This is a genomic window from Burkholderia stagnalis, from assembly GCF_902830275.1.
Lineage (GTDB): Bacteria > Pseudomonadota > Gammaproteobacteria > Burkholderiales > Burkholderiaceae > Burkholderia > Burkholderia stagnalis.
Genome location: NZ_CADESW010000019.1, coordinates 47,124 through 72,374, shown reverse-complemented (window position 1 = coordinate 72,374; position 25,251 = coordinate 47,124). Strand labels below are relative to the sequence as shown.

The following is a 25,251-nucleotide window of genomic DNA, read 5'->3' as shown; positions in this document are numbered from 1 at the left end:
ATTGCGACGATTGTATCTCGTATCGTGAAAAAAGCGAACGGCGTTCGAGGAAGTCCTCGCATCCGTTTCCGGTGGGTTGCCCGCGTGCGCCGGCGTTGGTCTTGCCGGGCAAACGGCGGATAATGAGAGCCGTTTTCTCGAAGGAGCGCCTATGCGAGTCGGTTTGTTCGTGACCTGTCTGGTCGATCTGATGCGTCCCGAGATCGGTTTTTCCGCGCTCAAGCTGATCCGCGACGCGGGTTTCGAGGTGATCGTGCCGCCCGCGCAAACCTGCTGCGGCCAGCCGGCCTACAACTCGGGCGATCGCGCGCTCGCACGCGACCTCGCCGAAAAGACGCTGCGCGAGTTCGAGCAGTTCGACTACGTCGTCGCGCCGTCGGGGTCGTGCGGCGGCATGATCCGCGCGCACTACGGCGACCTGTTCCGCGACGATCCTGAAATGATGGGGCGTTTCTCGCGGTTCCAGCAGAAGGTCTACGAGCTGACCGACTTCCTCGCGACCGTCGCGAAGGTCACGCTCGAGCGGGGCGAATTCGCGGGCCCGGTCACGTACCACGATTCGTGCTCGGGGCTGCGCGAGCTCGGCGTGAAGGCGCAGCCGCGCGCGCTGCTCGCGCAGCGCGGCGTCGCGGTGGCCGAGATGAAGGATTGCGAGCACTGCTGCGGCTTCGGCGGCACGTTCGCGGTCAAGTACGGCGACATCTCCGCAGCGATCGCCGACGAGAAATGCGCGAACGTGCGCGCGTCGTGCGCGGGCGCCGTCGTGCTCGGCGATCTCGGCTGCATGCTGAACATCGAAGGGCGGTTGCGCCGCACCGGCGACCGCGACACGCGCGTGCTGCACATCGCGCAGGTGCTGGCGGGCGACGTCTGACGCCCGGTTCCGCTCACATTTCCCCCGATACCGCGATGCAAGTCCAATCGATGCATTTCAAGGCGCGCGCCGGCCAGAAGCTCGCCGACCAGCGCCTGCAGCAGAACCTGAAGAAGCTGTCGGCGAAGTTCGTATCCGCGCGCGCCGACGCGATCACGCAGATCGACTTCCCGGCGACGCGCGCCGCGCTCAAGGCGCGCCGCAACCGCGCGCTCGAGAACCTCGACGTGTGGCTCGAGGCGTTCGAGCGCGAGGCGGCGCGGCGCGGCACGACCGTGCTGTTCGCGGAATCGACGGCCGACGCCGCGCGGCTCGTCGCCGACATCGCGCGCCGCCACGACGTGAAGAAGGTCATCAAGACCAAGTCGATGGTGTCCGAGGAAATGCGCCTGAACGCGGTGCTCGGCGAGATGGGCGTGCAGTCGATCGAGACGGATCTCGGCGAGTACATCCTGCAGATCAACGACAACGAGCCGCCGAGCCACATCATTGCGCCCGTCGTGCACAAGGACAAGGACGAGATCGCCGACCTGTTCGCGCGCACCCACCATCGCGAGCGGCTGACCGAGATCCCGGAGATGACGCGCGAGGCCCGCGAGGTGCTGCGCCCGCATTTCCTGTCGGCGGACATGGGCGTGACGGGCGGCAACTTCGTGATCGCCGAGACGGGCTCGGTCGTGCTCGTGACGAACGAGGGCAACGAGGGGATGTGCACGGTGATGCCGCGCGTGCACGTCGCGGTGACCGGCATCGAGAAGGTGCTGCCGACGCTCGAGGATCTCTCGACCGCGATGCGCCTGCTGCCGCGCTCGGCGACCGGCCAGAAGACGTCGAACTATTTCTCGCTGCTGACCGGCCCGCGCGGGCCGGGCGACGAGGACGGCCCGGAGCACATGTACGTGGTGCTCGTCGACGGCGGCCGCACGGGCCTGATCGGCGGCGAGTTCCAGGAGATGCTGCGCTGCATCCGCTGCGGCGCGTGCATGAACCATTGCCCGGTCTACCAGAAGGTCGGCGGCCACACGTATGGCTGGGTCTATCCGGGGCCGATGGGCTCGGTGCTGACGCCGAGCTACGTCGGCCTCGAGCGCACGCTCGACCTGCCGCAGGCGGCGACGCTGTGCGGCGAGTGCGACAGCGTGTGTCCGGTCGGCATCCCGCTGTCGCACCTGCTGCGCACGCTGCGCGAGAAGCAGGTCGAACGGCACCTGCGGCCGTGGCGCGAACGCGCGGCGCTCGCCGCGTGGGGCTTCGTCGCGCGCCGCCCGACGCTCTATGCGCTGACGACGAAGCTGATGGTGCGCATCCTCGAGCGGCTCGGCGGCGGCGGGGGGATGCTGCGGCGCCTGCCGATGATGGGCGGCTGGATGGATACGCGCGACCTGCCGGTGCCGACGGGCCGCACGTTCCGCGAGCTCTACGCGGCGTCGCGCAGCCATCTCGGCTGAACGTCGCGCGACTGTTCATCCGGCCGCAACACTGAGTTCGCTATTTGCGTATTTATCCTGATAGATGCGATCTATAGAATCTGCCCTGTAGTCCCCGGGAGTGGGTTTCCGGGGCATCAGGTCAAGGAGGTCGCATCATGAAAAAGAGAATATCGATGTACTGGCCGTTGGCGATCGTGGTGCCGCTTGCGGCTGCCGCGTATCTGCATGCCGTCGGCGCCGCGCCGTCGCGGGGGCCGCTCGAGGTCGACCAGGCATCGGCCGAACTGGCGCGCACCGTGTCGTTCGGGCTCGTCGGCGACGCGGCGCGGCCGCTGCCTGCCGCAGCCGGCGACGTCGTGCTCGCCGCGCCGAAGGCGCTGTAGCGCAGTTCGCCGTCGCGTTGCGCGGCGGCGAGATTCCGGGCGCCTTTGTATAATGGCGCCTTCCCCCGATTGCGCGGCTCGCCGCGGTTTTCCGGTAGTGCGATGACCCGCGTTGCGATCTGTTTCGTCTGTCTCGGCAACATCTGCCGTTCTCCCACCGCCGAGGGCGTGATGCGCCATCAGGTGGAGGCCGCCGGGCTGGCCGACCGGATCGACGTCGATTCGGCCGGCACCGGCGACTGGCATGTCGGCGAGGCACCCGACAGCCGGGCGCAGGCAGCCGCGCGCACGCGCGGCTACGACCTGTCGGCGCTGCGGGCACGGCAGGTGAGCGGGGCGGATTTCGAGCGCTTCGACCTGCTGCTCGCGATGGATGGCGCGAATTTCGCGGAACTGCACCGCCGTTGCCCCGCCGAGCATCGCGACAAGGTGCGGCTGCTGATGGAGTTCGCGCCCGGGGCGGCGGAATCCGAAGTCGCCGACCCTTATTTCGGCGGCGCGCAGGGCTTCGAGCAGGTGCTCGACCAATGCGAGGCCGCGTGCCGCGGCCTGCTCGATACGCTGCGCCAGCGCGTGCCGCGCTGACGTTCCGAGGTTTTCGTTAGCCGCTTCGCGAATACCCTGTCAGAGACATGGATACTTGACTAAAATCGTCAAATATTTATACTTGACCAAAATCGTCAAGATTGCGGTCCCCTTACACCATGAGACTCACCACCAAAGGTCGTTTCGCCGTTACAGCGATGATTGACTTGGCACTGCGCCAGGAGCAGGGCCCGGTGACGCTTGCAGGCATCAGCCAGCGCCAGCGGATTTCGCTCTCGTACCTCGAACAGCTGTTCGGCAAGCTGCGCAGGCATGAAATCGTCGAGTCCGTGCGCGGGCCGGGCGGCGGCTACAACCTCGCGCGCCGCGCGCAGGACGTCACCGTTGCCGACATCATCATTGCCGTCGACGAACCGCTCGACGCGACGCAGTGCGGCGGCAAGGGCACGTGCGACGGCTCGAAGCAGCCCGACGGCCACTGCATGACGCACGAGCTGTGGGCGACCCTCAATCAGAAAATGGTCGAATACCTCGATTCGGTGTCGCTGCAGGATCTCGTCGATCAGCAGCGCACGCGCGAAGGCGCGCCCGCGGTGCTGCGCGACCGGCGCGCGCCGGAGCCCGTCGCCGCGCCCGCCGAGCCGGTGCGCACGATGCCGCTCGGCCCGAATTCGGTGTTCAACATCGCGAGCTCGTGACCGCGAACGCGGCCCGCCGATACCCTACAACGCACAACGTCCCTGCACAGAATACCCGGAGCGACAGATGACCCAAGAGACTCTCCACCTGCCCATCTACATGGATTACAGCGCGACGACGCCGGTTGACCCGCGCGTGGTCGACAAGATGGTGCCGTATCTGCGCGAGCAGTTCGGCAACCCGGCGTCGCGCAGTCACGCGTACGGCTGGGATGCGGAGCGTGCCGTCGAAGAGGCGCGCGAACAGGTGGCCGCACTCGTGAACGCCGATCCGCGCGAGATCATCTGGACTTCCGGCGCGACCGAATCGGACAACCTCGCGATCAAGGGCGCCGCGAACTTCTACAAGGGCAAGGGCAAGCACATCATCACGGTGAAGACCGAGCACAAGGCCGTGCTCGACACTTGCCGCGAGCTCGAGCGCGACGGCTTCGAAGTCACGTACCTGGACGTGAAGGACAACGGCCTGGTCGATCTCGACGCGTTCAAGGCGGCGCTTCGCCCGGACACGATCCTCGTGTCGGTGATGCACGTCAACAACGAGATCGGCGTGATCCAGGACATCGAGTCGATCGGCGAGATCTGCCGTGAGAAGGGCATCGTGTTCCACGTCGATGCGGCGCAATCGACCGGCAAGGTCGAGATCGACCTCGCAAAGCTGAAGGTCGACCTGATGTCGTTCTCGGCGCACAAGACCTACGGCCCGAAGGGCATCGGCGCGCTGTACGTGCGCCGCAAGCCGCGCGTGCGCATCGAGGCGCAGATGCACGGCGGCGGCCACGAGCGCGGCATGCGCTCGGGCACGCTGCCGACGCACCAGATCGTCGGCATGGGCGAAGCGTTCCGCATCGCCAAGGCGGAAATGGCGACCGAGAACGAGCGCATCCGCATGCTGCGCGACAAGCTGCTGCGCGGCCTGTCGCAGATCGAGGAAACGTACGTGAACGGTGACATGGAGCACCGCATTCCGCACAACCTGAACATCAGCTTCAACTTCGTCGAAGGCGAGTCGCTGATCATGGCGATCAAGGACGTCGCGGTGTCGTCGGGCTCCGCGTGCACGTCGGCGTCGCTGGAGCCGTCGTACGTGCTGCGTGCGCTCGGCCGCAACGACGAACTCGCGCACAGCTCGATCCGCTTCACGGTCGGCCGCTTCACGACGGAGCAGGAGGTGGACTACGTGGTCAATCTGCTGAACAGCAAGATCGCGAAGCTGCGCGAACTGTCGCCGCTTTGGGAAATGCACCAGGAAGGCATCGATCTGTCGACGATCGAATGGGCCGCGCACTAAACACATTCGCGGGCGGATTGGCGCACGCAGACGCAACGAGTCAAGGAGTCTGAGTCATGTCTTACAGCAACAAGGTTCTGGATCACTACGAAAACCCGCGCAACGTCGGCTCGTTCGCGAAGGACGACGACGCAGTCGGCACCGGCATGGTCGGCGCGCCGGCCTGCGGCGACGTGATGAAGCTGCAGATCCGCGTGGGCGCGGACGGCGTGATCGAAGACGCAAAGTTCAAGACCTACGGTTGCGGCTCGGCGATCGCGTCGAGCTCGCTCGTGACCGAGTGGGTGAAGGGCAAGACGCTCGACGAGGCGCTCGCCATCAAGAACACGCAGATCGCCGAAGAGCTGGCGCTGCCGCCGGTGAAGATCCACTGCTCGATCCTCGCGGAAGATGCGATCAAGGCGGCGGTGGCCGACTACAAGAAGCGCCACGACGGCGCGGAAGGCGATCAGGCAGCGGCCTGAGCGGGCATCGAGCGACTTAGCTGGAGCGCGGCGCATCGCGATCGATGCGCCGCGGCAAGGACATCATGGCAATTACACTGACCGAAAAAGCAGCACAGCACGTCCAGAAGTACCTGGTCCGGCGCGGCAAGGGGGTGGGCCTGCGGCTCGGCGTTCGCACGACCGGGTGCTCCGGCCTTGCGTACAAGCTCGAGTATGTCGATGACCTCGCGCCCGAGGATCAGGTGTTCGAAAGCCATGGCGTGAAGGTCGTCGTCGATCCGAAGAGCCTCGCGTACATCGACGGCACCGAACTGGATTTCGCGCGCGAAGGCCTGAACGAGGGGTTCAAGTTCAACAACCCCAACGTGAAGGACGAATGCGGCTGCGGCGAATCGTTCCGCGTGTGACGGGTTCCGCGCGATGCGGGCAAGAGGCGGCACAGGCCGCCTTTTTAATGCGCGGCGTTCGCCGCGCGACGAATTGGGATTGAACGCGACGATGGTCTCGCTGAAAGACAGCCACTTCGACCTGTTCCACCTGCCGGCGCAATTCGCGCTCGACGACGCGGCGCTCGACACCGCGTACCGAGCCGTGCAGACGCAGGTGCATCCGGACCGCTTCGCGGCGGCCGGCGACGCGCAGAAGCGCATCGCGATGCAATGGGCGACCCGTGCGAACGAGGCATACCGGACGCTGCGCGATCCGCTGAAGCGGGCGACCTACCTGTTGTCGCTGCGCGGCGTGGACATCGGCGCGGAGAACAACACCGCGATGGAGCCGGCGTTCCTGATGCAGCAGATGGAGTGGCGCGAAGGCATCGAGGATGCCGCCGCGGCGCGCAACGTCGATGCGCTCGACGCGCTGCTGGCCGAACTGCGCGACGAGAAGCGCGCACGGCTCGCGCGCCTCGGCACGCTGCTCGACAGCGGCGCCGACCAGGCCGCCGCCGAGGCGGTGCGCCAGCTGATGTTCATCGAGCGGGTCGCGTCGGAAGTGAGCGCGCAGATCGAGCGTCTCGAACATTAACCGCGTGCCTCGCGGCATGCGCAGCAAACGGGCGTGAGCGCCCGAACGAACCAAGATGGCTTTACTGCAAATTTCCGAACCGGGCATGGCGCCGGCGCCGCACCAGCGGCGGCTTGCCGTCGGGATCGACCTCGGCACGACGAACTCGCTCGTCGCGGCCGTGCGCAACAGCGTGCCGGAAGTGCTGCCGGACGACGCAGGCCGCGTGCTGCTGCCGTCGGTGGTGCGTTACCTGGAGAAGGGCGGCCGCCGCATCGGCCACGAAGCGAAGGAACAGGCCGCAACCGATCCGCTCAACACGATCGTGTCGGTCAAGCGCTTCATGGGCCGCGGCAAGGCCGAGGTCGAAGGCGCGGCGAATGCACCGTACGAATTCGTCGACGCGCCGGGCATGGTGCAGATCCGCACCGTCGACGGCGTGAAGAGCCCGGTCGAGGTGTCGGCCGAGATCCTCGCGACGCTGCGCCAGCGCGCCGAAGATACGCTCGGCGACGACCTGGTCGGCGCGGTGATCACGGTGCCGGCCTATTTCGACGACGCGCAGCGCCAGGCGACCAAGGACGCCGCGCGGCTCGCCGGCCTGAATGTGCTGCGTCTCCTGAACGAGCCGACCGCGGCGGCGATCGCCTACGGTCTCGACAATGCGGCGGAAGGCCTGTACGCCGTCTATGACCTCGGTGGCGGCACGTTCGACCTGTCGATCCTGAAACTGACGAAGGGCGTGTTCGAAGTGCTCGCCGCAGGCGGCGATTCGGCGCTCGGCGGCGACGATTTCGATCACGCGCTGTTCGGCCATGTGCTCGCGCAGGCCGGTATCGACGCGAATACGCTCGCGCCCGAAGACGTGCGCCTGCTGCTCGACCGCGTGCGTGTGCTGAAGGAAGCGCTGTCGGCGGCGCCGCAGGCGTCGCTCGACGTCACGCTGTCGACCGGCGCGACGCTTGCGCAGACGGTCACGCACGACACCTTCGCCGCGCTGGTCGAGCCGCTCGTGCAGCGCACGCTGACGCCGACCCGCAAGGCGCTGCGCGACGCGCAGGTGGCGCCGGCCGACATCAAGGGCGTGGTGCTGGTCGGTGGCGCGACGCGCATGCCGGTGATCCGCGACGCCGTCGCGAAGCATTTCGGCCAGCCGCCGCTCGTCAATCTGGATCCGGACCAGGTGGTCGCGCTGGGCGCGGCGATCCAGGCCGACCTGCTGGCCGGCAACCGCGGCGGCGGCGACGACTGGCTGCTGCTCGACGTGATCCCGCTATCGCTCGGCGTCGAGACGATGGGCGGCCTCGTCGAGAAGATCATCCCGCGCAATTCGACGATTCCAATCGCGCGCGCGCAGGAATTCACGACCTTCAAGGACGGCCAGACCGCGATGGCGATTCACGTCGTGCAGGGCGAGCGCGAGCTCGTCGCCGACTGCCGGTCGCTCGCGCGCTTCGAGCTGCGCGGCATCCCGCCGATGGTGGCGGGCGCGGCGCGCATCCGCGTGACCTATCAGGTCGATGCGGACGGCCTGCTGTCCGTGTTCGCGCGCGAGCAGCACTCGGGCGTCGAGGCGTCGGTCGTCGTGAAGCCGTCGTACGGCCTCGCCGACGACGACATCGCGAAGATGCTCGAGGACAGCTTCAAGACTGCCGAGGTCGACATGCGCGCGCGTGCACTGCGCGAGGCGCAGGTCGAGGCCGAGCGGATGCTCGAGGCGACGGACGCGGCGCTCGCCGCCGACGGCGAACTGCTCGATGCGGCGGAGCGCGCACAGGTCGATGCGAGCGTCGCGGCGCTGCGCACGGTCGCGCAGGGCGACGACACGGACGCGATCGAGGCGGCGACCAAGGCGCTGGCCGAAGGCACCGACGAATTCGCCGCGCGCCGGATGGACAAGAGCATCAAGCGCGCGCTGGCAGGCCGCCGGCTCGACGAGATCTGAGCGAACGACTTGCATGCCGGCCGATTGCGGCCGGCGTTATGATGAATCGTGCGGTGCAGCCTGCCGCACCTGACTGACGGAACGGACATGCCTCAACTGGTAGTGCTGCCTCACGTCGAACTGTGCCCGGAAGGCGCGGTGATCGACGCGACGCCCGGCAAGAGTATTTGCGACAACCTGCTCGACCACGGCATCGAGATCGAGCACGCATGCGAGAAGTCGTGCGCCTGCACGACGTGCCACGTAGTGATCCGCGAGGGCTTCAACGACCTGACGCCGTCCGAGGAGGACGAGGACGATCTGCTGGACAAGGCGTGGGGCCTCGAGCCGACGTCGCGCCTGTCGTGCCAGGCGATCGTGAAGGAAGATTCGGACCTGGTGGTCGAGATTCCGAAGTACTCGATCAACCATGCGAAGGAAAATCACTGACCGAGGAGGGCAGGCGATGAAATGGACCGATTCGCGCGAGATCGCGATCGCGCTGGCGGAAAAGCATCCCGACATCGATCCGCAGCGGATCAACTTCGTCGATCTGCGTCAGTGGGTGCTCGAACTCGACGGGTTCAGCGACGACCCGAAGCATTCCGGCGAGAAGATCCTCGAAGCGATCCAGGCGCACTGGATCGACGAATCCGACTTCGACGACGAAGACTGAACGGCGCGCGCCGCATCGTGCGCGCGGCCCCGGCAAGAAAAAACGGCTCGTGAGCGATCACGAGCCGTTTTTCGTTGCTTCGTCACGCTGCCCGCGCATCACGCGCGCGCAGCGGATCGGTTACGCGCCGACCAGCGTCCCGTTCTCGATCCGCACGCGCTGGCCCTGACCGAACGGCGGCGGGTTGTGATACGTGAACGTGCGCGTCGTGCCGTTTTCCATCTGCACTTGCACCTGGTAGTCGGTTTCCGCGCGCACCTGCTTCTCGACCTGGTTGCCGGCGAGGCCGCCGCCCAGCGCGCCGAGCACCGTCATCGCGGTACGGCCGTTGCCGTGACCGAACTGGTTGCCGAGCAGGCCGCCTGCCGCCGCGCCGCCGACTGCGCCGATACCCGTGCTCTGGCCGGGCGTGCGCGTCTGATTGATCGCAACGACCGTGCCGCAGGTCTGGCAGTAGGACGGGGACGGTTGTTGAGCGTAACCGCCACCTTGCTGCGCATACTGAGGCGGCTGCGGTGCGGTCGACGCGTGGCGGCGATGGTGCGTCGGCGCCGGACGCGGTGCGGGTTGCGGCTGGGCCTGGGCGACCGGCTGCTGCTGTTGCTGCTGCAGGGCTTGCTGGGCCGCGATCTGCTGTGCTTGCGCGGCGCGAGCGGCGCTGGCTGCCGCCGCCGTGTCGATGGCCGGTTGCGACGCGATCAGCGCGGCCTGGGTCTGGCCGTTCTGCTCGTTGTTGCCGGTAGCCTTCGGGAACACGCCCGTGATGGCGGCGGTCGCCGCGAGGCTCGCGACGATGACGGCACCCGCCGCGGTGGCGATGAGCGGGTGGAGGCGTTGCTTTTGCGGCGTGGTCTGGTTCGGGTTGTCCATTTTTTGCTCTCCTATGTCGACCGGAGTGGGCGCCTCGGCGCTTGTGTCGGTCCCATGCAAAGCTCGCACGCGATCGTGCGTTTATTTTGCAAAGGCAGTGTCGTCCAGGCGCGAGCGAGCCGCCGTATCAAGTTGTAACGATTCGCAGCGGGAAAACGTCCGTCGGCACCGGGAAAACCCAGGAGAGGCCGAATCGGCGAGGAGATAAAACGGGGGAGGATCGGCTGCCGGCGAGTGCCGGCAGGCAGGATTTACGCGCGGTTACAAAGCTGTCGCCTGCGCGCCGCAGGGCGCGCAGGCGAAGCGGGTCAGTCTTCGCGGCGAAGGTGGGGGAACAGCAGCACGTCGCGGATCGTCGGGCTGTCGGTCAGCAGCATCACGAGACGGTCGATGCCGATCCCGCAGCCGCCTGTCGGAGGCATCCCGTATTCGAGCGCGCGGATGTAGTCGGCGTCGAAGAACATCGCTTCCTCGTCGCCCGCATCCTTTTGCTCGACCTGCTTCTTGAAGCGCGCGGCCTGGTCTTCCGGATCGTTCAGCTCGGAGAAGCCGTTCGCGATTTCGCGGCCGGTCATGAACAGCTCGAAGCGCTCGGTGATGCCCGGCACCGTGTCCGAGGCGCGTGCAAGCGGCGACACCTCGACCGGGTAGTCGATGATGTAGGTCGGCTCCCACAGCTGCGCTTCGGCGGTTTCCTCGAACAGCGCGAGCTGCAGTGCGCCGATGCCCGCGTTCAGGAACGCCGGCTGCGTGACGTCGACGCCGAGGCGCTTTAGTTCGCTGCGCAGGTACGCGTCGTCCGACAGCTGGCCGTCGGTGTACTGCGGGGCGTACTTCTGGATCGCCTGCGTGATCGTCAGGCGGTGGAACGGCTTCGCGAGGTCGAGCTCGCGCCCCTGGTACTGGATCGTCGCGGTGCCGAGCGCGTCGATCGCCGCCTGGCGGATCAGCTGCTCGGTGAAGTCCATCAGCCAGCGGTAATCGGTGTACGCGGCGTAGAACTCCATCATCGTGAATTCCGGATTGTGGCGCGGCGACACGCCCTCGTTACGGAAATTCCGGTTGATTTCGAACACGCGCTCGAAGCCGCCGACGATCAGCCGCTTCAGGTACAGCTCCGGCGCGATGCGCAGGAACATCTGCATGTCGAGCGCGTTGTGATGCGTGACGAACGGCTTCGCGGCCGCGCCGCCCGGGATCGGGTGCAGCATCGGCGTCTCGACTTCCATGAAGTCGGCGTTGCTCATGAAATTGCGGATCGACGTGATCGTCTTGGTGCGCGCGCGGAACGTGTCGCGCGTTTCCGGCGTGACGATCAGGTCGACGTAGCGCTGGCGGTAGCGCATTTCCTGGTCGGCGAGGCCGTGGAACTTGTCCGGCAGCGGGCGCAGCGCCTTCGACAGCAGGCGCAGCTCCTTGCACTGGACCGACAGCTCGCCCTTGTTGGTGCGGAACAGCACGCCGCGCGCCGCGACGATGTCGCCGAGATCCCACTTCTTGAACGCGTCGTAGGTTTCCGCGCCGACGTCGTTCGGCGTCACGAAGAACTGGATCTGGCCCGAACCGTCCTGCACCGTCGCGAAGCTCGCCTTGCCCATCACGCGCTTGAGCATCATGCGGCCGGCGACCGCTACCTCGACCGGGTTCGCTTCGAGCGCGGCCTTGTCCGAGTCGGCGAATTTAGCCTGCAGCTCGGCTGCGTGATGCGTCGGCTGGAAGTCGTTCGGATAGGCGACGCCTTGCTCGCGCAATGCGCGCAGCTTCTCGCGGCGCTCGGCGATGATCTGGTTTTCGTCCGCCGCGACGGCGGGCTGCGTTTGGGTCGATTCGGTCATGATGGTCGGAATTCGGGGTGGGTGCGGCAACGCAAACGGGGAGGGCAAGGGCGGCGCGACCCGGGCAGGCCGCGCCGCGGCGCTTACACGCCCTGTTTGAGGCTCGCGCTGATGAAGTCGTCGAGATCGCCGTCGAGCACCGCTTTCGTGTTGCTCATTTCGACGTTCGTGCGCAGGTCCTTCACGCGGCTCTGGTCGAGCACATACGAGCGGATCTGGTGGCCCCAGCCCACGTCGGTCTTGCTCGATTCGAGCTTGTCCTGCTCGGCCTGGCGCTTGCGCATCTCGGCTTCGTACAGGCGCGACTTCAGCATCGCCATGGCTTCCGCGCGGTTGCGGTGCTGCGAGCGGTCGTTCTGGCACTGCACGACGATGCCGGTCGGCATGTGCGTGATCCGCACCGCCGAGTCGGTCTTGTTGATGTGCTGGCCGCCCGCGCCCGATGCGCGGTACGTGTCGATGCGCAGGTCGGCCGGGTTGACCTCGACTTCGATCGAGTCGTCGATTTCCGGATACACGAACACCGACGAGAACGACGTGTGGCGGCCGCCCGACGAGTCGAACGGCGACTTGCGCACGAGGCGGTGGATGCCCGTTTCGGTGCGCAGGAAGCCGTATGCGTATTCGCCCGACACCTTGACCGTCGCGTTCTTGATGCCGGCGACGTCGCCGTCGGATTCTTCGAGCACCTCGGCCTTGAAGCCCTTGCGCTCGCAGTAGCGCAGGTACTGGCGCAGCAGCATCGACGCCCAGTCGCACGCCTCGGTGCCGCCGGCGCCGGCCTGGATGTCGATGAAGCAGTTGTTCGGGTCGGCCGGGTTCGAGAACATCCGGCGGAACTCGATGTCGCCCACGCGCGCCTCGAGCTTCGCGGCGTCTTCTTCCGATGCGACGAGGGTGTCTTCGTCGTTTTCCTCGCGGGCCATCTCGAACAGGTCGAGCGCATCGCGCAGGTCGCTATCGAGCGCCGTCAGCGTCGTGACGACGCCTTCGAGCAGCTTCTTTTCGCGGCCGAGCGCCTGGGCGTTCTTCGAATCGTTCCAGACGTTCGGGTCTTCGAGTTCCTTGTTGACTTCGGTCAGACGCGCAGCTTTGGCGTCGTAGTCAAAGATACCCCCGAAGCTCGCCTGCGCGGTTGCGCAGGTCGAGCAGGGAGCTTTCGATCGCGTTGAGACGTTCCGCTTCCATGATCGTTTCGCTTTTCGTGCTTCGTAAAAAAGCGGAATTATAGCCGATCGGGAGGGTCGGCCGGACGGCGGCTCAGGGTGCCGGCGGGGGGCGTTTGCGTGTTCGCGCCTTCCCCGCCCGTCTTCCTTTATGCCGCTGCGTGCTCGACGATCAATTGCACGCGCGTGACGCCGTTCCACGTGTCGGCAACGAGGCGGTACGCGATGAGCGCGCTCGCCGGCAGCGGCTCGGTGTGGTTGAACCAGATCGCGTTGAAGCGCTGGCGGCCGCGCGCGAGCTGCAGCTTCAGGTGCTTTTCCTTCACGAGGCTCTGCGACACGACGTCGAATTCGCCGGAGAAAAGCGGGGCCGGAAAGCCCTGGCCCCAGACGGCCTCGTCGAGCAGCCCGACGAACTGCGGCGTGAAGTACGCATCCTCGAGCTCGCCGTCGGTCTCGATCACGCGGGCGAGCGCGTCGTCGGACAGCCATTCGCGCGCGACGGCCTCGAACGCGGCCGCGAAGCGCGGCACGTTCTCGGTGTCGAGCGTCAGGCCGGCCGCCATCGCATGGCCGCCGAACGCGACGATCAGGTCCGGCTCGCGCTTCGACACGAGGTCGAGCGCGTCGCGCAGGTGGAAACCGGGGATCGATCGGCCGGAGCCCTTGACACGCGTGCCTTGCTCGTCCGCGTGCGCGAACGTGAACGACGGGCGGTGGAATTTCTCCTTCAGGCGCCCGGCGACGATGCCGATCACGCCCTGGTGCCATTCGGGGTTGAACAGGGTGATCGTGCACGCGTCGGCCGGATCGACGTCGGCGAGATCGGCGAGCGCCTGCTGCTGCATGCCGGCCTCGATTTCGCGGCGCTCGCGGTTCATCGTGTCGAGCTGCTGCGCGAGCTCCCACGCGCGGCCGACGTCGTCGGTGGTCAGGCACTCGATGCCGAGCGACATGTCCGACAGCCGGCCGGCCGCGTTCAGCCGCGGCCCGAGGCCGAAGCCGAGATCGAAGCCCGACGCGGTGCGCGCGTCGCGGGCGGCCGCGCGGAACAGCGCGGCGATGCCCGGCTGCATCCGGCCGTTGCGGATCCGCTGCAGCCCCTGCGCGACCAGCACGCGGTTGTTGCCGTCGAGCCGCACGACGTCGGCGACGGTACCGAGCGCGACGAGGTCGAGCAGGCCGTCGAGGCGCGGCTCGGCTTCCTTGCTCGGGAACGCGCCGCGGCGGCGCAGCTCGGCGCGCAGCGCGAGCAGCACGTAGAACATCACGCCGACGCCGGCGATGTGCTTGCTCGGGAACGCGCAGCCCGGCTGGTTCGGGTTGACGATCGCGCGTGCGGCCGGCAGCGCGTCGCCGGGCAGGTGGTGGTCGGTCACGAGCACGTCGATGCCGCGCGCGTTTGCGGCTTCGACGCCCGCGACGCTGGCGATGCCGTTGTCGACCGTGATCAGCAGGTCGGGCTTGCGCGCGGCCGCCAGTTCGACGATCTCGGGCGTGAGGCCATAGCCGTACTCGAAGCGGTTCGGCACCAGGTAGTCGATCTGCGCGCCGAACATCCGCAGCCCGCGCACCGCGACCGCGCAGGCGGTCGCGCCGTCGCAGTCGTAGTCGGCGACGACGAGCAGGCGCCGCTTGTCGGCGATCGCGTCGGCGAGCAGCGCGGCCGCGTCGGCGCAGCCTTTCAGTTCGGTGGGCGGGACGAGCCGCGCGAGCGCGGTCTCGATGTCGGTCGGGGATTGCACGCCGCGCGCGGCATACAGGCGCGCGAGCACCGGGTGCAGGCCGTGGCGGGCAAGCGCCTCGGCGTCGGCGGGCGCGACGGAACGGGTAACGATGCGGGTCATGCTGGGTCGCTTCTTTATTCGAACAGGGACGCGATCGCGCGGCGGCGCCAGAACTTGCGCAGGTCGCCGCGCGTCGCGCGCAGGGTCGCGGAGCTGGTGTCGCCGCACAGCGTGAGCTCGACGCTCGCCAGCTCGCCGCGTTGCAGCGCGGCGAGGGCCGGCGCGAACCAGTCGCGTTCCAGCGCGGCCAGCGCGTCGTGCCAGCGTGCCCAGTCCTGTTCGATGAATGGGGTGGTGAGCGTCGACAGCTCGACAAGGGTTGTGCCGTCGGCGGGTGCGAGCGCGTCGAGCGCGGCGGGGGGCGCGCCGGTGTCGGCACGGGCCGCGCGGGCGAGGCCGAGCGCCGCCGGCGCCGCGGACAGCACGCGCGCGAACGGCTTGGCGACGGGCTTCAGCGTGCCCTGCGCGTGAAACCAGATCGAGTTGACGGCCGGCAGCCCGCGCGCCTCGCGGGCTTCGTTGACGGGATGCTGGAACCACGCCATCTGCACCTCGTTCTGCAGCTTCATCCACATCCGCGAGCGTTCGCCGGTGTGCGCCTCGTGCGGCAGCCAGATTTCGATGTTGCGGCCGCTCGCGCGCAGCGGCGCGGCGCCGGCCAGATGGCGCAGCTGCTCGCTCGACAGGTACCAGCGGGTCGGCCGGGGCGCTTCGAGCCGGACCCCGAGTTCCTCGATCAGCGGGCGGGCGACCGCGAGCAGCGCGGCTGCGTCGCCGTCGTCCAGCGCGAGCGCGGCCGGATCGACGAGCACGAGGTGGTCGTGCGCGATTTCGACGTGCACGGGCTCGACGCAGGCCCATGCGTGCTCGCCGGGCTCGCCGCCGTCGGCGAGCAGCATGTACGGGGCAAGCGGCGCCTCGTCGGCGGCGCTGCCCTGGGCCGCGCCGAACTGGCGGGCGAGCCAGCGCTCGTGCGGCAGCGTGCGCTGGAAGTCCTCGCCGGCCACGCGTTCGACGAGGCTCGCGCGCGACAGCAACTTTTCGAGCGCGGGGCTGTCCAGCGTGTGCAGGGACGAGGCCGCATCGGCCGCCGACGGCAGCGCGAACGGAACGAGAAAATGGAGGCGTCGGTCGTGCATGATGGTGCGCATTGTATGGCAAACTGCGCGCGTGATCGGGCGGGCCGACGGCCCGCTTGCGTCCGGCGGCGGTTTTCGTCCCCGCCCGGGCCGGGCGGCGACCGCCATCGCGGGCCGCTCCCCACGCCGCAACCAGCAGAAAGGATTCGCTTGAAACTTCCGTACGAATGGCAGATCGGCTGGCGCTATACGCGCGCCGGCAAACGCACGACCGGCAACGGCTTCATTTCCTTCATCGCCCTCGTCTCGATGCTCGGCATCGCGCTCGGCGTCGCGGCGCTGATCGTCGTGCTGTCGGTGATGAACGGCTTCCAGAAAGAGGTACGCGACCGGATGCTGTCGGTGCTCGCGCACGTCGAGGTGTTCTCGCCGACCGGCTCGATGCCGAACTGGCAGCTGACCGCGCAGGAGGCGCGCCGCAACCCGTCGGTGATCGGCGCGGCGCCGTACGTCGAGGCGCAGGCGCTGCTGACGCGCCAGGACGCGGTGAGCGGCGTGATGCTGCGCGGCATCGAGCCGACGCTCGAGCCGCAGGTGTCGGACATCGGCAAGGACATGAAGGCCGGCCGGCTCACCGCGCTCGCGCCCGGCCAGTTCGGCATCGTGCTCGGCGACGCGCTCGCCGGCAATCTCGGCGTGACGGTGGGCGACAAGATCACGCTCGTCGCGCCCGAAGGCACGATCACGCCGGCCGGCATGATGCCGCGGCTCAAGCAGTTCACGGTGGTCGGCATCTTCGAGTCCGGCCATTATGAATACGACAGCACGCTCGCGATGATCGATATCCGCGACGCGCAGGCGCTGTTCCGCCTGAGCGCGCCGACCGGCGTGCGGCTGCGGGTGACGGACATGCAGAAGGCGCCCGAGGTGGCGCTCGAGCTGTCGCGTTCGCTGTCGGGCAGCCTGTACATCCGCGACTGGACGCAGCAGAACAAGACCTGGTTCTCGGCCGTGCAGATCGAGAAGCGGATGATGTTCATCATCCTCACGCTGATCATCGCGGTGGCCGCGTTCAACCTCGTGTCGTCGCTCGTGATGACGGTGACCAACAAGCAGGCCGACATCGCGATCCTGCGCACCCTCGGCGCGCAGCCCGGCTCGATCATGAAGATCTTCGTCGTGCAGGGCGTGACGATCGGCTTCGTCGGCACCGCGACCGGCGTCGCGCTCGGCTGCCTGATCGCGTGGAGCATCCCGTGGCTGATCCCGATGATCGAGCATGCGTTCGGCGTGCAGTTCCTGCCGCCGTCGGTGTACTTCATCAGCGAACTGCCGTCCGAACTCGTCGCGAGCGACGTGATCAGGATCGGCCTGATCGCGTTCGCGCTGTCGGCCGTCGCGACGCTGTACCCGAGCTGGCGCGGCGCGAAGGTGAAGCCGGCGGAGGCGCTGCGCTATGAATGACCGCGCCGCCGCGTTCGCGGGTTCCACTCAACCACTCAACCAGGATTCGGCAGGTATGCAGGAATACGTGCTTCAGGCGCGCGGCATCACGAAGGCATTCGTGCAGGGCGGCTTCAACGTGCAGGTGCTCAACAACACCGAGCTGTCGGTGCGGCGCGGCGAGAAGCTCGCGGTCGTCGGCGCGTCGGGTTCCGGCAAGAGCACGCTGCTGCACGTGCTCGGCGGGCTCGACGAACCGAGCGCGGGGGAGGTGTCGCTGCTCGGCAAGCCGTTCACGCAGCTCGGCGAGCGCGAGCGCAACGACCTGCGCAATCGCGCGCTGGGCTTCGTCTATCAGTTCCATCACCTGCTGCCGGAATTCACCGCGCTCGACAACGTCGCGATGCCGCTGCGCATCCGCCGGATGACGACCGAGGCCGCGCGCGCCGAAGCGCAGGCGATGCTCGAGCGGGTCGGGCTCGGCGCGCGCGCGAAGCATCGTCCGGGCGAGCTGTCGGGCGGCGAGCGGCAGCGCGTCGCGATCGCGCGCGCGCTCGTGACGAAGCCCGCGTGCGTGCTCGCCGACGAGCCGACCGGCAACCTCGACGGCGGCACCGCCGATACGGTGTTCAACCTGATGCTCGAGCTGTCCGAGACGCTCGAAACGAGCTTCGTGATCGTCACGCACGATCCCGATCTCGCCGCGCGGTGCGACCGCACCATGCGGCTGCGCGACGGCGTGCTGCACGAAGAGCCGGCCGTGCCGGTCTGACGATAACCCTTGCCCCGGCGCAATCCGCGACGGGGCGCTCCGGTGAATGCCGACATGTGGATCGATACGCACTGCCATCTCGATGCCGCCGAATTCGACGCCGACCGTGACGCGGTCGCGCAGGCGGCGCGCGAAGCGGGCGTGTCGCGCATCGTGATCCCGAGCGTCGGACGCGACAACTTCGCGACGGTGCGCGAACTCGCGCAGCGTACGCCGGGGGCCGTCTATGCGCTCGGCATCCATCCGATGTACACGCCGCATGCGCGCGACGGCGACCTCGACCTGCTGCGCATGGAAATCGAGGCGAGCATCGACGATCCGCGCTTCGTCGCGATCGGCGAAATCGGGCTCGACTATTTCGTGCCGGGGCTCGACGAGGCGCTGCAGCAATTCTTCTACCAGGGCCAATTGAAGCTCGCGCGCGAGTTCGACCTGCCGGTGCTGTGCCACGTCCGCAAGTCGCAGGACCGCGTGCTCGCGGGGCTGCGCCGTTTCGGCGTGCGGCGCGGCATCGCCCATGCATTCAACGGCAGTTTCCAGCAGGCCGAAGCCTATCTCGCGCAGGGCCTGCATCTCGGCTTCGGCGGCAACGTCACGTTCGGGCGTGCGCTGCAGATCCGCCGGCTGGCGGCGCAGCTGCCCGTCGACGCGCTCGTCGTCGAGACGGATGCGCCCGACATCGCGCCCGAGTGGGCGTACAAATCCCGCAATACGCCGGACCAGGTGCCGCGCATCGGCGACGTGCTCGCCGAACTGCGCGGCATCGACGCGTCCGCGCTGGCCCTATCCACTTCGGCTAACGCGCGCGCCGCGCTGCCCCGTCTCGCGCTTTCGTCCGCATAATCGTTTCCCGCAGGCGCCGGTTTCGCGATGGCGCCGCCGGGTTGGCGAGGAGGCGGAATGCGCGTGTGGTGGGTGGCGTTCGCGCTCGGTGTCGTCGTGCTGCAGCGGCAGCCGGCGCTGCCGGGCGTCGCGGGATGGCTGGTGGGCACAGCCGCGCTGGCGGCGTTTGCGGTGGCGGGCATCGCGTGCGCGCGTCGCGCTCGGCGGACCCGCGCGACCGTGGCGGCCGGCTGGGCGCTGTGCGTGGCCGCCGCCTGCGTCGCGGGCTTCGGCTATGCGGCAGCGCGGGCCGAATGGCGGCTGCGCGACGGCCTGCCGGTCGAATGGGAAGGGCGCGACATCACGGTGACGGGCGTGGTCAAGGGGCTGCCGGCCGTCGGTGACGACGGCGCGCGGTTTCTGTTCGCGGTCGAATCGAACGACGCGGGGCTCGCCCGTTTCCCGCCGCTGATCCGGCTGTCGTGGCGCACATACGGCGCGCGCACGGCGCCGGCGGCCGTCCCGGACGTGCGTGCCGCGCAGCGCTGGCGGCTGACGGTGCGGCTGAAGCGGCCGCATGGCGAGGCGAATCCCGGCGTGCGCGACGTCGAGGCGGCATGGCTCGGCGCGGGAATCCGCGCGCTCGGCTACGTGGCCGACTCGCGACGGGCGGCGTTGCTCGACGCGCGAGCGCGCGGCCTCCAGGCATCGATCGACCGGCTGCGCGACGGGTTGCGGGCGCGCATCGTCGCGACGCTCGGCGCGAATGCGCCGCACCGCGGCATCGTCGCCGCGCTCGCGATCGGCGATCAATCCGGCATCGGCGGCGACGACTGGCGCGTGCTGCGCGACACCGGCACCAGCCATCTCGTCGCCATCTCGGGCCTGCACGTCGGCATGGTCGGCGGCCTTGCGGGCGGGCTCGCGTCGGCGGTCTGGCGGCGTATCCGCTGGCGGCGGCACGCGGCCGCGCTCGTCGTGCCCGCGCCTTACGTCGCCGCGCTCGCGGCATTGGCGGGGTCGCTCGGGTACGCCGCGCTTGCCGGCTTCAACGTGCCGGCGCAGCGCGCGTGGTGGATGATCGCGGCCGGTGGCGCCGCGTATCTGGCGGGGCGCAGCGTGCCGGCGTCGTCGGTGCTGTGCGCGGCGCTCGGCGGCATGCTGCTGGCCGATCCCTGGGCGGTGCTGTCGGCCGGCTTCTGGCTGTCGTTCGGCGCGGTCGCCGTCATCCTGTTGGCCGTTGCGGGCTGGCGCGCGGTGCACGCGAGCGGCGCCGCGCCGGCCGACGGCGGGCTCCGCGAGCGCCTGCGCGCCGTGTGCCTGCGCGGCGCCCGGCGCGTGATGGAAGCATCGCGCGTGCAGTATGCGGTGACGATCGGGCTCGCGCCGTTGACGGTTGCATGGTTCGCGCAGGTTTCCGTGTCGGGGCCGCTCGCCAACGCGTTCGCGATTCCGTGGGTCGGCAGCGTCGTGACGCCGGTCGTGCTGGCCGGCATCGCGCTGCCGGCGCCGCTCGACGCGTACGCTTTCCGGCTCGCGCATGCGGCGCTCGAACCGATGATGGCGGCGCTCGCCTGGCTGGCCGGCTGGCCGCGAAGCGTGCTCTGGCTGCCGGTGCCGGATTGGCCGGTGCTGCTGCTCGCATGCGCGGGCGTCGCATGGGCGCTGCTGCCGCGCGGCTTTCCGCTGCGCTGGGCGGCGCCGCTCACGTGGCTGCCGCTCGTCGCGCCGGCGCCGGACCGGCCGCCGGAAGGCGGCTTCCGGCTGACCGTGCTCGATGTCGGGCAGGGTGAGTCGGTGCTGGTCGAGACCGCGCGCCGAACCCTGCTGTTCGACGCGGGACCGGGGCCGGAATCGACCCATGCCGGCGAGCGGATCGTCGTACCGTTCCTGCGCGCCCGCGGTCTCCATACGCTCGATACGCTGATGTTGAGCCATGCGGATGCCGATCATGCCGGCGGCGCCGCCGCGGTCCAGGCGGCCATCGACGTGCGCCAGCTGCTGGGCGGCATGCCGGCCGGCAACCGGCTGTGGCGCGACGCGCGGGCGGCCGGCGTCGCGAGCCTCGTGCCGTGCGCGGCGGGGCAGCGCTGGCACTGGGACGGCGTGACGTTTACGGTGCTCTGGCCGGAAGGCGGCCCCAACGGCGGCGCGACGAACGCGCAGTCGTGCGTGCTGCGCGTCGACGCGGGCGGCACGTCCGCGCTGCTGACGGGCGACATCGACGCGCGCGTCGAGCGCCGGCTGATCGCCGCGGATCGCGACGCGCTCGCCGCGCAGATCCTGATCGTCCCGCACCACGGCAGCCGCTCGTCGTCGACCGAGCCTTTCCTCGACTCGGTCGGGCCGCTCGCCGCGGCTTTTCCTGTAGGCTATCGCAATCGTTTCGGGCATCCGCACCCGACCGTCCTCGCACGCTACGCGGGGCGCGGAATTCCGTTGCCGCGCACCGATCGCGACGGCGCGGTGCGGTTCGACGTCGCGCCGGCGGAAGGTGGCTTCGGGCTCGAACGTCACCGCGATGCGCAGCGCCGCTACTGGATGGACCGGTGACGCGCGCCGCGGGACGATAGCCATACGGAAGGGCCCGGAGCCCGCGCTGCGGCGCTGGCGCCGGCCGATAAAGGAGACACGGGCGCTTGAAGGACATCCTCCATTTTTCGCACGCGAACGGCTTTCCGGCGTCGACGTACCGGACGATCTTCGCCGAGCTGGCCGACGACTACGAGCTGCGCTTCATCGAGCGGATCGGTCACGACCGGCGCTACCCGGTCACCCGCGACTGGCCGCACCTCGTCGAGCAGCTGCTCGACGACATCGGCGGCCGCTACGAGCGGCCGGTGTGGCTCGTCGGCCATTCGCTCGGCGGCTACCTGTCGCTGATGGCCGCGCTGAAGAAGCCGCAATGGGTGCGCGGCGTGGTGATGCTCGATTCGCCGATCATCGCCGGCTGGCGCAGCGGTGCATTGCGCGCCAGCCAGTGGGCGGGGCTCGACGAGCGGCTGTCGCCGGCCGCGGCGACGCGCAACCGGCGCACGCACTGGGCGAGCCGCGACGAAGCGTGGCGGCACTTCCGCGAAAAGCCGGCGTTCGCGCGCTGGGACGAGCGGATGCTGGCCGACTACATCGACTACGGCATTCCGCAGGCGGACGTCGCTGGCGAGCGCACGCTCGCGTTCGACCGCCAGGTCGAATACCTGATCTACCGGACGCTGCCGCATACGCTCGGCCCGCGGCTGGCGCACGGCGTGCCGGTGCCGCTCGGCTTCCTCGCCGGCACCCGCTCGCGCGAAGTGCGCCAGGTCGGGCTCGATGCGACGCGCCGGGCGACGCGCGGGCGCATCGAATGGCTCGAGGGCAGCCACCTGTTTCCGATGGAGCGGCCGCTCGAGACGGCGCGCGCATTGCAGCGGATGCTGAACATGCTGCGCGCGGAAGAGGGGAGCGTCGCGTACGCGCAGAGCGCCTGACGCGCGCGGCCCGGCAGGCCGGCCGGTTACGGCGCGCCGGACGCTTGCGGTGCGGCATATCGGGATAGGGTACGATCATCACGTCAATTGCTGAGAGAAGCGCGGGCTTTACGGTATAATCCGTTTTTCCCGCGAGCATCCAGCGATGACCAAATATGTTTTCGTCACCGGCGGCGTAGTTTCTTCCCTCGGCAAGGGTATTGCCGCCGCTTCCCTCGCCGCGATCCTCGAATCGCGCGGTCTGAAAGTCACCCTCCTCAAACTCGATCCCTACATCAACGTCGACCCCGGCACGATGAGTCCGTTTCAGCACGGCGAAGTGTTCGTGACGGAGGACGGAGCGGAGACTGACCTCGACCTCGGCCACTATGAGCGCTTCATCAGCACGAAGATGCGCAAGGCCAACAACTTCACGACCGGCCAGATCTACGAATCGGTGATCCGCAAGGAACGCCGCGGCGACTATCTCGGCAAGACCGTGCAGGTGATTCCGCACATCACGAACGAGATTCAGGCGTTCGTCGAGCGCGGCGCCGCGTCGGCCACCTGCGGTGAGCCGGACGTCGCGATCGTCGAGATCGGCGGCACGGTCGGCGACATCGAGTCGCTGCCGTTCCTCGAGGCCGCGCGCCAGATGAGCCTGCGCCTCGGCCGCAACAGCGCATGTTTCGTGCACCTCACGCTCGTGCCGTACGTCGCGACGGCCGGCGAGCTGAAGACGAAGCCGACCCAGCACAGCGTTCAGAAGCTGCGCGAGATCGGCATCCTGCCGCACGTGCTGCTGTGCCGTGCGGATCGCCCCATTCCGGACGACGAATCGAAGAAGATCTCGATGTTCTCGAACGTGCCCGAAGACGCCGTGATCTCGGTGTGGGACGCCGACAGCATCTACAAGATTCCGCAGATGCTGCACGACCAGGGCCTCGACCGGATCATCTGCGAAGAGCTGAAGCTGTCGCCGAAGGATGCCGACCTGAGCATGTGGTCGGAGCTCGTCGAGAAGCTGCAGAACCCGAAGCACGAAGTGACGATCGGCATGGTCGGCAAGTACGTCGAACTGACCGAGTCGTACAAGTCGCTGATCGAGGCGCTGCGCCATGCGTCGATCCACACGTCGACCAAGGTCAACATCGAGTACATCGACTCGGAAGAGATCGAGACGAACGGTGTCGACAGCCTGAAGCATCTCGACGCCGTGCTGGTGCCGGGCGGTTTCGGCCGTCGCGGCACGGAAGGCAAGATCGCGGCGATCCGCTATGCGCGCGAGTCCAAGGTGCCGTACCTCGGCATCTGCCTCGGCATGCAGCTCGCGGTGATCGAATTCGCGCGCGACGTCGTCGGCCTGAAGCAGGCGAACAGCACGGAATTCGATCCGGACACGCCGGAACGCGTGGTCGCGCTGATCACCGAATGGTACGACCGCGAAGGCAAGGTCGAGACGCGCACCGAGGAATCCGATCTCGGCGGCACGATGCGCCTGGGTTCGCAACGCTGCCCGATCAAGCCGGGCACGATGGCGGAAGAAATCTATGGCAAGGACGTGAACGAACGCCATCGCCACCGTTATGAAGTCAATAACCGCTTCGTGCCCCAGCTCGAAGCCGGCGGCCTTATCATCAGCGCCCGTACCCCGAGCGAGGACCTGCCGGAAATGATGGAGCTGCCGCACTCGATGCACCCGTGGTTCGTCGGCGTCCAGTTCCACCCGGAATTCACGTCCACGCCGCGTGACGGTCACCCCCTGTTCAAGTCGTTCGTCGAAGCCGCGCTCGCCAACAAGCAAGCGCGCGGAGTGCAAGCATGAAGCTGTGCGATTTCGAGGTCGGTCTCGACAAGCCTTTCTTCCTGATCGCGGGTACCTGCGTCGTCGAATCGGAGCAAATGACGATCGACACGGCGGGCCGCCTGAAGGAGATCTGCGCGAAGCTGAACGTTCCGTTCATCTACAAGTCGTCCTACGACAAGGCGAACCGCAGCTCGGGCAAGTCGTTTCGCGGCCTCGGAATGGACGAGGGGCTGCGCATCCTGTCCGAGGTGAAGCGCCAGCTCGGCCTGCCGGTGCTGACCGACGTGCATTCGATCGAGGAGATCGAAACGGTCGCGTCGGTCGTCGACGTGCTGCAGACGCCCGCGTTCCTGTGCCGCCAGACGGATTTCATCCACGCGTGCGCGCGCTCGGGCAAGCCCGTCAACATCAAGAAGGGCCAGTTCCTCGCGCCGCACGACATGAAGAACGTGATCGACAAGGCGCGCGACGCGGCACGTGAAGCGGGGCTGTCGGAAGACCGCTTCATGGCGTGCGAGCGCGGCGTGTCGTTCGGCTACAACAACCTCGTGTCCGACATGCGCTCGCTCGCGATCATGCGCGAGACGGCCGCGCCCGTCGTGTTCGACGCGACCCACTCGGTGCAGCTGCCGGGCGGGCAGGGCACGAGCTCGGGCGGCCAGCGCGAATTCGTGCCGGTGCTCGCGCGCGCGGCGGTCGCCACGGGCGTCGCGGGCCTGTTCATGGAAACGCACCCGAATCCGGCCGAAGCAAAGTCGGACGGCCCGAACGCGGTGCCGTTGAACCGGATGGGCGCGCTGCTCGAGACGCTCGTCACGCTCGACCAGGCGGTGAAGCGCAATCCGTTCCTGGAAAACGATTTCAATTAAAGACCGAATGAACCTTGCGGCGGCTTCGCGCGTCAGTAGCGAAAGCGGCTTTCGCGCGAGCGCCGTCGCAGTTTGAAGA

General features: G+C 68.2%; 24 protein-coding genes. 19 read left to right on the top strand and 5 right to left on the bottom strand.

What is annotated here, in order from left to right; translation table 11 throughout:
* The first annotated feature begins 151 nt into the window (after window positions 1-151).
* The 12 genes from HWY45_RS27370 to iscX all read left to right on the top strand — a co-directional run bounded on the left by HWY45_RS27370 (window position 152) and on the right by iscX (window position 9,273).
* A complete protein-coding gene (locus HWY45_RS27370) occupies window positions 152-874 on the top strand; it encodes a (Fe-S)-binding protein (protein ID WP_059878987.1) in 723 nt (240 codons plus the stop codon).
* 35 nt (window positions 875-909) lie between these two features.
* Window positions 910-2,322: a lactate utilization protein B gene (locus tag HWY45_RS27365; RefSeq protein WP_059567527.1), complete on the top strand. Its 1,413-nt coding sequence runs from the start codon at window positions 910-912 to the stop codon at window positions 2,320-2,322.
* Window positions 2,323-2,459: 137 nt separating this feature from the next.
* On the top strand, window positions 2,460-2,687 hold the full coding sequence (locus HWY45_RS27360; RefSeq protein WP_034177994.1) for a hypothetical protein: 228 nt from the start codon (window positions 2,460-2,462) through the stop codon (window positions 2,685-2,687).
* A gap of 102 nt (window positions 2,688-2,789) precedes the next feature.
* On the top strand, window positions 2,790-3,272 hold the full coding sequence (locus HWY45_RS27355) for a low molecular weight protein-tyrosine-phosphatase (RefSeq protein WP_059878989.1): 483 nt from the start codon (window positions 2,790-2,792) through the stop codon (window positions 3,270-3,272).
* Between the two features lie 119 nt (window positions 3,273-3,391).
* Window positions 3,392-3,931: a Fe-S cluster assembly transcriptional regulator IscR gene (iscR, locus tag HWY45_RS27350; protein ID WP_042584372.1), complete on the top strand. Its 540-nt coding sequence runs from the start codon at window positions 3,392-3,394 to the stop codon at window positions 3,929-3,931.
* Window positions 3,932-3,998: 67 nt separating this feature from the next.
* Window positions 3,999-5,222 (top strand): IscS subfamily cysteine desulfurase, encoded by a 1,224-nt coding sequence (locus HWY45_RS27345; protein ID WP_026044603.1) that lies wholly within the window; start codon window positions 3,999-4,001, stop codon window positions 5,220-5,222.
* Window positions 5,223-5,278: 56 nt separating this feature from the next.
* Complete coding sequence (iscU, locus tag HWY45_RS27340) at window positions 5,279-5,686, top strand: Fe-S cluster assembly scaffold IscU (protein ID WP_059567523.1); 408 nt, start codon at window positions 5,279-5,281, stop codon at window positions 5,684-5,686.
* A 65-nt stretch (window positions 5,687-5,751) separates the two neighbouring features.
* On the top strand, window positions 5,752-6,075 hold the full coding sequence (iscA, locus tag HWY45_RS27335) for an iron-sulfur cluster assembly protein IscA (RefSeq protein ID WP_011549461.1): 324 nt from the start codon (window positions 5,752-5,754) through the stop codon (window positions 6,073-6,075).
* 91 nt (window positions 6,076-6,166) lie between these two features.
* Window positions 6,167-6,694, top strand: coding sequence for a Fe-S protein assembly co-chaperone HscB (gene hscB / locus HWY45_RS27330; protein WP_017331805.1), 528 nt, complete (start codon window positions 6,167-6,169; stop codon window positions 6,692-6,694).
* Window positions 6,695-6,749: 55 nt separating this feature from the next.
* Complete coding sequence (gene hscA / locus HWY45_RS27325) at window positions 6,750-8,618, top strand: Fe-S protein assembly chaperone HscA (protein ID WP_059878992.1); 1,869 nt, start codon at window positions 6,750-6,752, stop codon at window positions 8,616-8,618.
* 87 nt (window positions 8,619-8,705) lie between these two features.
* Window positions 8,706-9,047 carry an ISC system 2Fe-2S type ferredoxin gene (gene fdx, locus HWY45_RS27320; protein ID WP_059567711.1) on the top strand — a complete coding sequence of 114 codons (342 nt, stop codon included), beginning with the start codon at window positions 8,706-8,708 and terminating at the stop codon, window positions 9,045-9,047.
* Window positions 9,048-9,063: 16 nt separating this feature from the next.
* A complete protein-coding gene (gene iscX, locus HWY45_RS27315) occupies window positions 9,064-9,273 on the top strand; it encodes a Fe-S cluster assembly protein IscX (protein ID WP_059567520.1) in 210 nt (69 codons plus the stop codon).
* 120 nt (window positions 9,274-9,393) lie between these two features.
* On the opposite strand, the gene HWY45_RS27310 is transcribed toward iscX, so the two are convergent.
* From HWY45_RS27310 to HWY45_RS27290, 5 genes are all read right to left on the bottom strand, one after another.
* Window positions 9,394-10,143, bottom strand: a complete 750-nt coding sequence (locus HWY45_RS27310; RefSeq protein ID WP_059567519.1) for a glycine zipper 2TM domain-containing protein — start codon at window positions 10,141-10,143, stop codon at window positions 9,394-9,396.
* A 308-nt stretch (window positions 10,144-10,451) separates the two neighbouring features.
* On the bottom strand, window positions 10,452-11,978 hold the full coding sequence (gene lysS / locus HWY45_RS27305; protein ID WP_059878996.1) for a lysine--tRNA ligase: 1,527 nt from the start codon (window positions 11,976-11,978) through the stop codon (window positions 10,452-10,454).
* An 83-nt stretch (window positions 11,979-12,061) separates the two neighbouring features.
* A protein-coding gene (prfB, locus tag HWY45_RS27300; protein ID WP_124483289.1) for a peptide chain release factor 2 occupies window positions 12,062-13,166 on the bottom strand; the annotation gives its coding sequence in 2 pieces (ribosomal slippage) (window positions 12,062-13,084 and window positions 13,086-13,166; 1,104 coding nt in all).
* Window positions 13,167-13,293: 127 nt separating this feature from the next.
* Window positions 13,294-14,991 carry a single-stranded-DNA-specific exonuclease RecJ gene (recJ, locus tag HWY45_RS27295; protein WP_059809702.1) on the bottom strand — a complete coding sequence of 566 codons (1,698 nt, stop codon included), beginning with the start codon at window positions 14,989-14,991 and terminating at the stop codon, window positions 13,294-13,296.
* Window positions 14,992-15,005: 14 nt separating this feature from the next.
* Window positions 15,006-16,070, bottom strand: a complete 1,065-nt coding sequence (locus HWY45_RS27290; protein WP_150999048.1) for a regulator — start codon at window positions 16,068-16,070, stop codon at window positions 15,006-15,008.
* 150 nt (window positions 16,071-16,220) lie between these two features.
* Here HWY45_RS27290 and HWY45_RS27285 point away from each other — a divergent pair, with 150 nt between their 5' ends.
* The 7 genes from HWY45_RS27285 (at window position 16,221) to kdsA (ending at window position 25,172) form a co-directional block, all read left to right on the top strand.
* Window positions 16,221-17,474: a lipoprotein-releasing ABC transporter permease subunit gene (locus HWY45_RS27285; protein WP_059567512.1), complete on the top strand. Its 1,254-nt coding sequence runs from the start codon at window positions 16,221-16,223 to the stop codon at window positions 17,472-17,474.
* On the top strand, window positions 17,467-18,225 hold the full coding sequence (lolD, locus tag HWY45_RS27280) for a lipoprotein-releasing ABC transporter ATP-binding protein LolD (protein ID WP_081059765.1): 759 nt from the start codon (window positions 17,467-17,469) through the stop codon (window positions 18,223-18,225). The genes HWY45_RS27285 and lolD overlap by 8 nt, the downstream gene beginning before the upstream one ends.
* 54 nt (window positions 18,226-18,279) lie before the next feature.
* Window positions 18,280-19,068 (top strand): TatD family hydrolase, encoded by a 789-nt coding sequence (locus HWY45_RS27275; protein ID WP_059879055.1) that lies wholly within the window; start codon window positions 18,280-18,282, stop codon window positions 19,066-19,068.
* A gap of 57 nt (window positions 19,069-19,125) precedes the next feature.
* Window positions 19,126-21,600 (top strand): DNA internalization-related competence protein ComEC/Rec2, encoded by a 2,475-nt coding sequence (locus tag HWY45_RS27270; RefSeq protein ID WP_059879002.1) that lies wholly within the window; start codon window positions 19,126-19,128, stop codon window positions 21,598-21,600.
* A gap of 86 nt (window positions 21,601-21,686) precedes the next feature.
* Window positions 21,687-22,517, top strand: coding sequence for an alpha/beta fold hydrolase (locus HWY45_RS27265; RefSeq protein ID WP_059567506.1), 831 nt, complete (start codon window positions 21,687-21,689; stop codon window positions 22,515-22,517).
* A gap of 145 nt (window positions 22,518-22,662) precedes the next feature.
* Window positions 22,663-24,321 carry a CTP synthase gene (locus tag HWY45_RS27260; RefSeq protein ID WP_059567504.1) on the top strand — a complete coding sequence of 553 codons (1,659 nt, stop codon included), beginning with the start codon at window positions 22,663-22,665 and terminating at the stop codon, window positions 24,319-24,321.
* Window positions 24,318-25,172 (top strand): 3-deoxy-8-phosphooctulonate synthase, encoded by an 855-nt coding sequence (gene kdsA / locus HWY45_RS27255; protein WP_059567502.1) that lies wholly within the window; start codon window positions 24,318-24,320, stop codon window positions 25,170-25,172. The genes HWY45_RS27260 and kdsA overlap by 4 nt, the downstream gene beginning before the upstream one ends.
* Window positions 25,173-25,251: the final 79 nt, after the last annotated feature.

Bases quoted from the DNA above. Each gene is read 5' to 3' on its own strand.
- hscA (WP_059878992.1), top strand. From the start codon at position 6,750: ATGGCTTTACTGCAAATTTCCGAACCGGGCATGGCGCCGGCGCCGCAC.
- kdsA (WP_059567502.1), top strand. From the start codon at position 24,318: ATGAAGCTGTGCGATTTCGAGGTCGGTCTCGACAAGCCTTTCTTCCTG.
- HWY45_RS27290 (WP_150999048.1), bottom strand. From the start codon at position 16,070: ATGCACGACCGACGCCTCCATTTTCTCGTTCCGTTCGCGCTGCCGTCG.
- lolD (WP_081059765.1), top strand. From the start codon at position 17,467: ATGAATGACCGCGCCGCCGCGTTCGCGGGTTCCACTCAACCACTCAAC.
- lysS (WP_059878996.1), bottom strand. From the start codon at position 11,978: ATGACCGAATCGACCCAAACGCAGCCCGCCGTCGCGGCGGACGAAAAC.
- HWY45_RS27270 (WP_059879002.1), top strand. From the start codon at position 19,126: ATGCGCGTGTGGTGGGTGGCGTTCGCGCTCGGTGTCGTCGTGCTGCAG.
- HWY45_RS27275 (WP_059879055.1), top strand. From the start codon at position 18,280: ATGTGGATCGATACGCACTGCCATCTCGATGCCGCCGAATTCGACGCC.
- HWY45_RS27360 (WP_034177994.1), top strand. From the start codon at position 2,460: ATGAAAAAGAGAATATCGATGTACTGGCCGTTGGCGATCGTGGTGCCG.
- iscX (WP_059567520.1), top strand. From the start codon at position 9,064: ATGAAATGGACCGATTCGCGCGAGATCGCGATCGCGCTGGCGGAAAAG.
- fdx (WP_059567711.1), top strand. From the start codon at position 8,706: ATGCCTCAACTGGTAGTGCTGCCTCACGTCGAACTGTGCCCGGAAGGC.
- HWY45_RS27370 (WP_059878987.1), top strand. From the start codon at position 152: ATGCGAGTCGGTTTGTTCGTGACCTGTCTGGTCGATCTGATGCGTCCC.
- iscR (WP_042584372.1), top strand. From the start codon at position 3,392: ATGAGACTCACCACCAAAGGTCGTTTCGCCGTTACAGCGATGATTGAC.
- iscU (WP_059567523.1), top strand. From the start codon at position 5,279: ATGTCTTACAGCAACAAGGTTCTGGATCACTACGAAAACCCGCGCAAC.
- HWY45_RS27260 (WP_059567504.1), top strand. From the start codon at position 22,663: ATGACCAAATATGTTTTCGTCACCGGCGGCGTAGTTTCTTCCCTCGGC.
- hscB (WP_017331805.1), top strand. From the start codon at position 6,167: ATGGTCTCGCTGAAAGACAGCCACTTCGACCTGTTCCACCTGCCGGCG.
- recJ (WP_059809702.1), bottom strand. From the start codon at position 14,991: ATGACCCGCATCGTTACCCGTTCCGTCGCGCCCGCCGACGCCGAGGCG.
- HWY45_RS27365 (WP_059567527.1), top strand. From the start codon at position 910: ATGCAAGTCCAATCGATGCATTTCAAGGCGCGCGCCGGCCAGAAGCTC.
- HWY45_RS27310 (WP_059567519.1), bottom strand. From the start codon at position 10,143: ATGGACAACCCGAACCAGACCACGCCGCAAAAGCAACGCCTCCACCCG.
- HWY45_RS27355 (WP_059878989.1), top strand. From the start codon at position 2,790: ATGACCCGCGTTGCGATCTGTTTCGTCTGTCTCGGCAACATCTGCCGT.
- iscA (WP_011549461.1), top strand. From the start codon at position 5,752: ATGGCAATTACACTGACCGAAAAAGCAGCACAGCACGTCCAGAAGTAC.
- HWY45_RS27345 (WP_026044603.1), top strand. From the start codon at position 3,999: ATGACCCAAGAGACTCTCCACCTGCCCATCTACATGGATTACAGCGCG.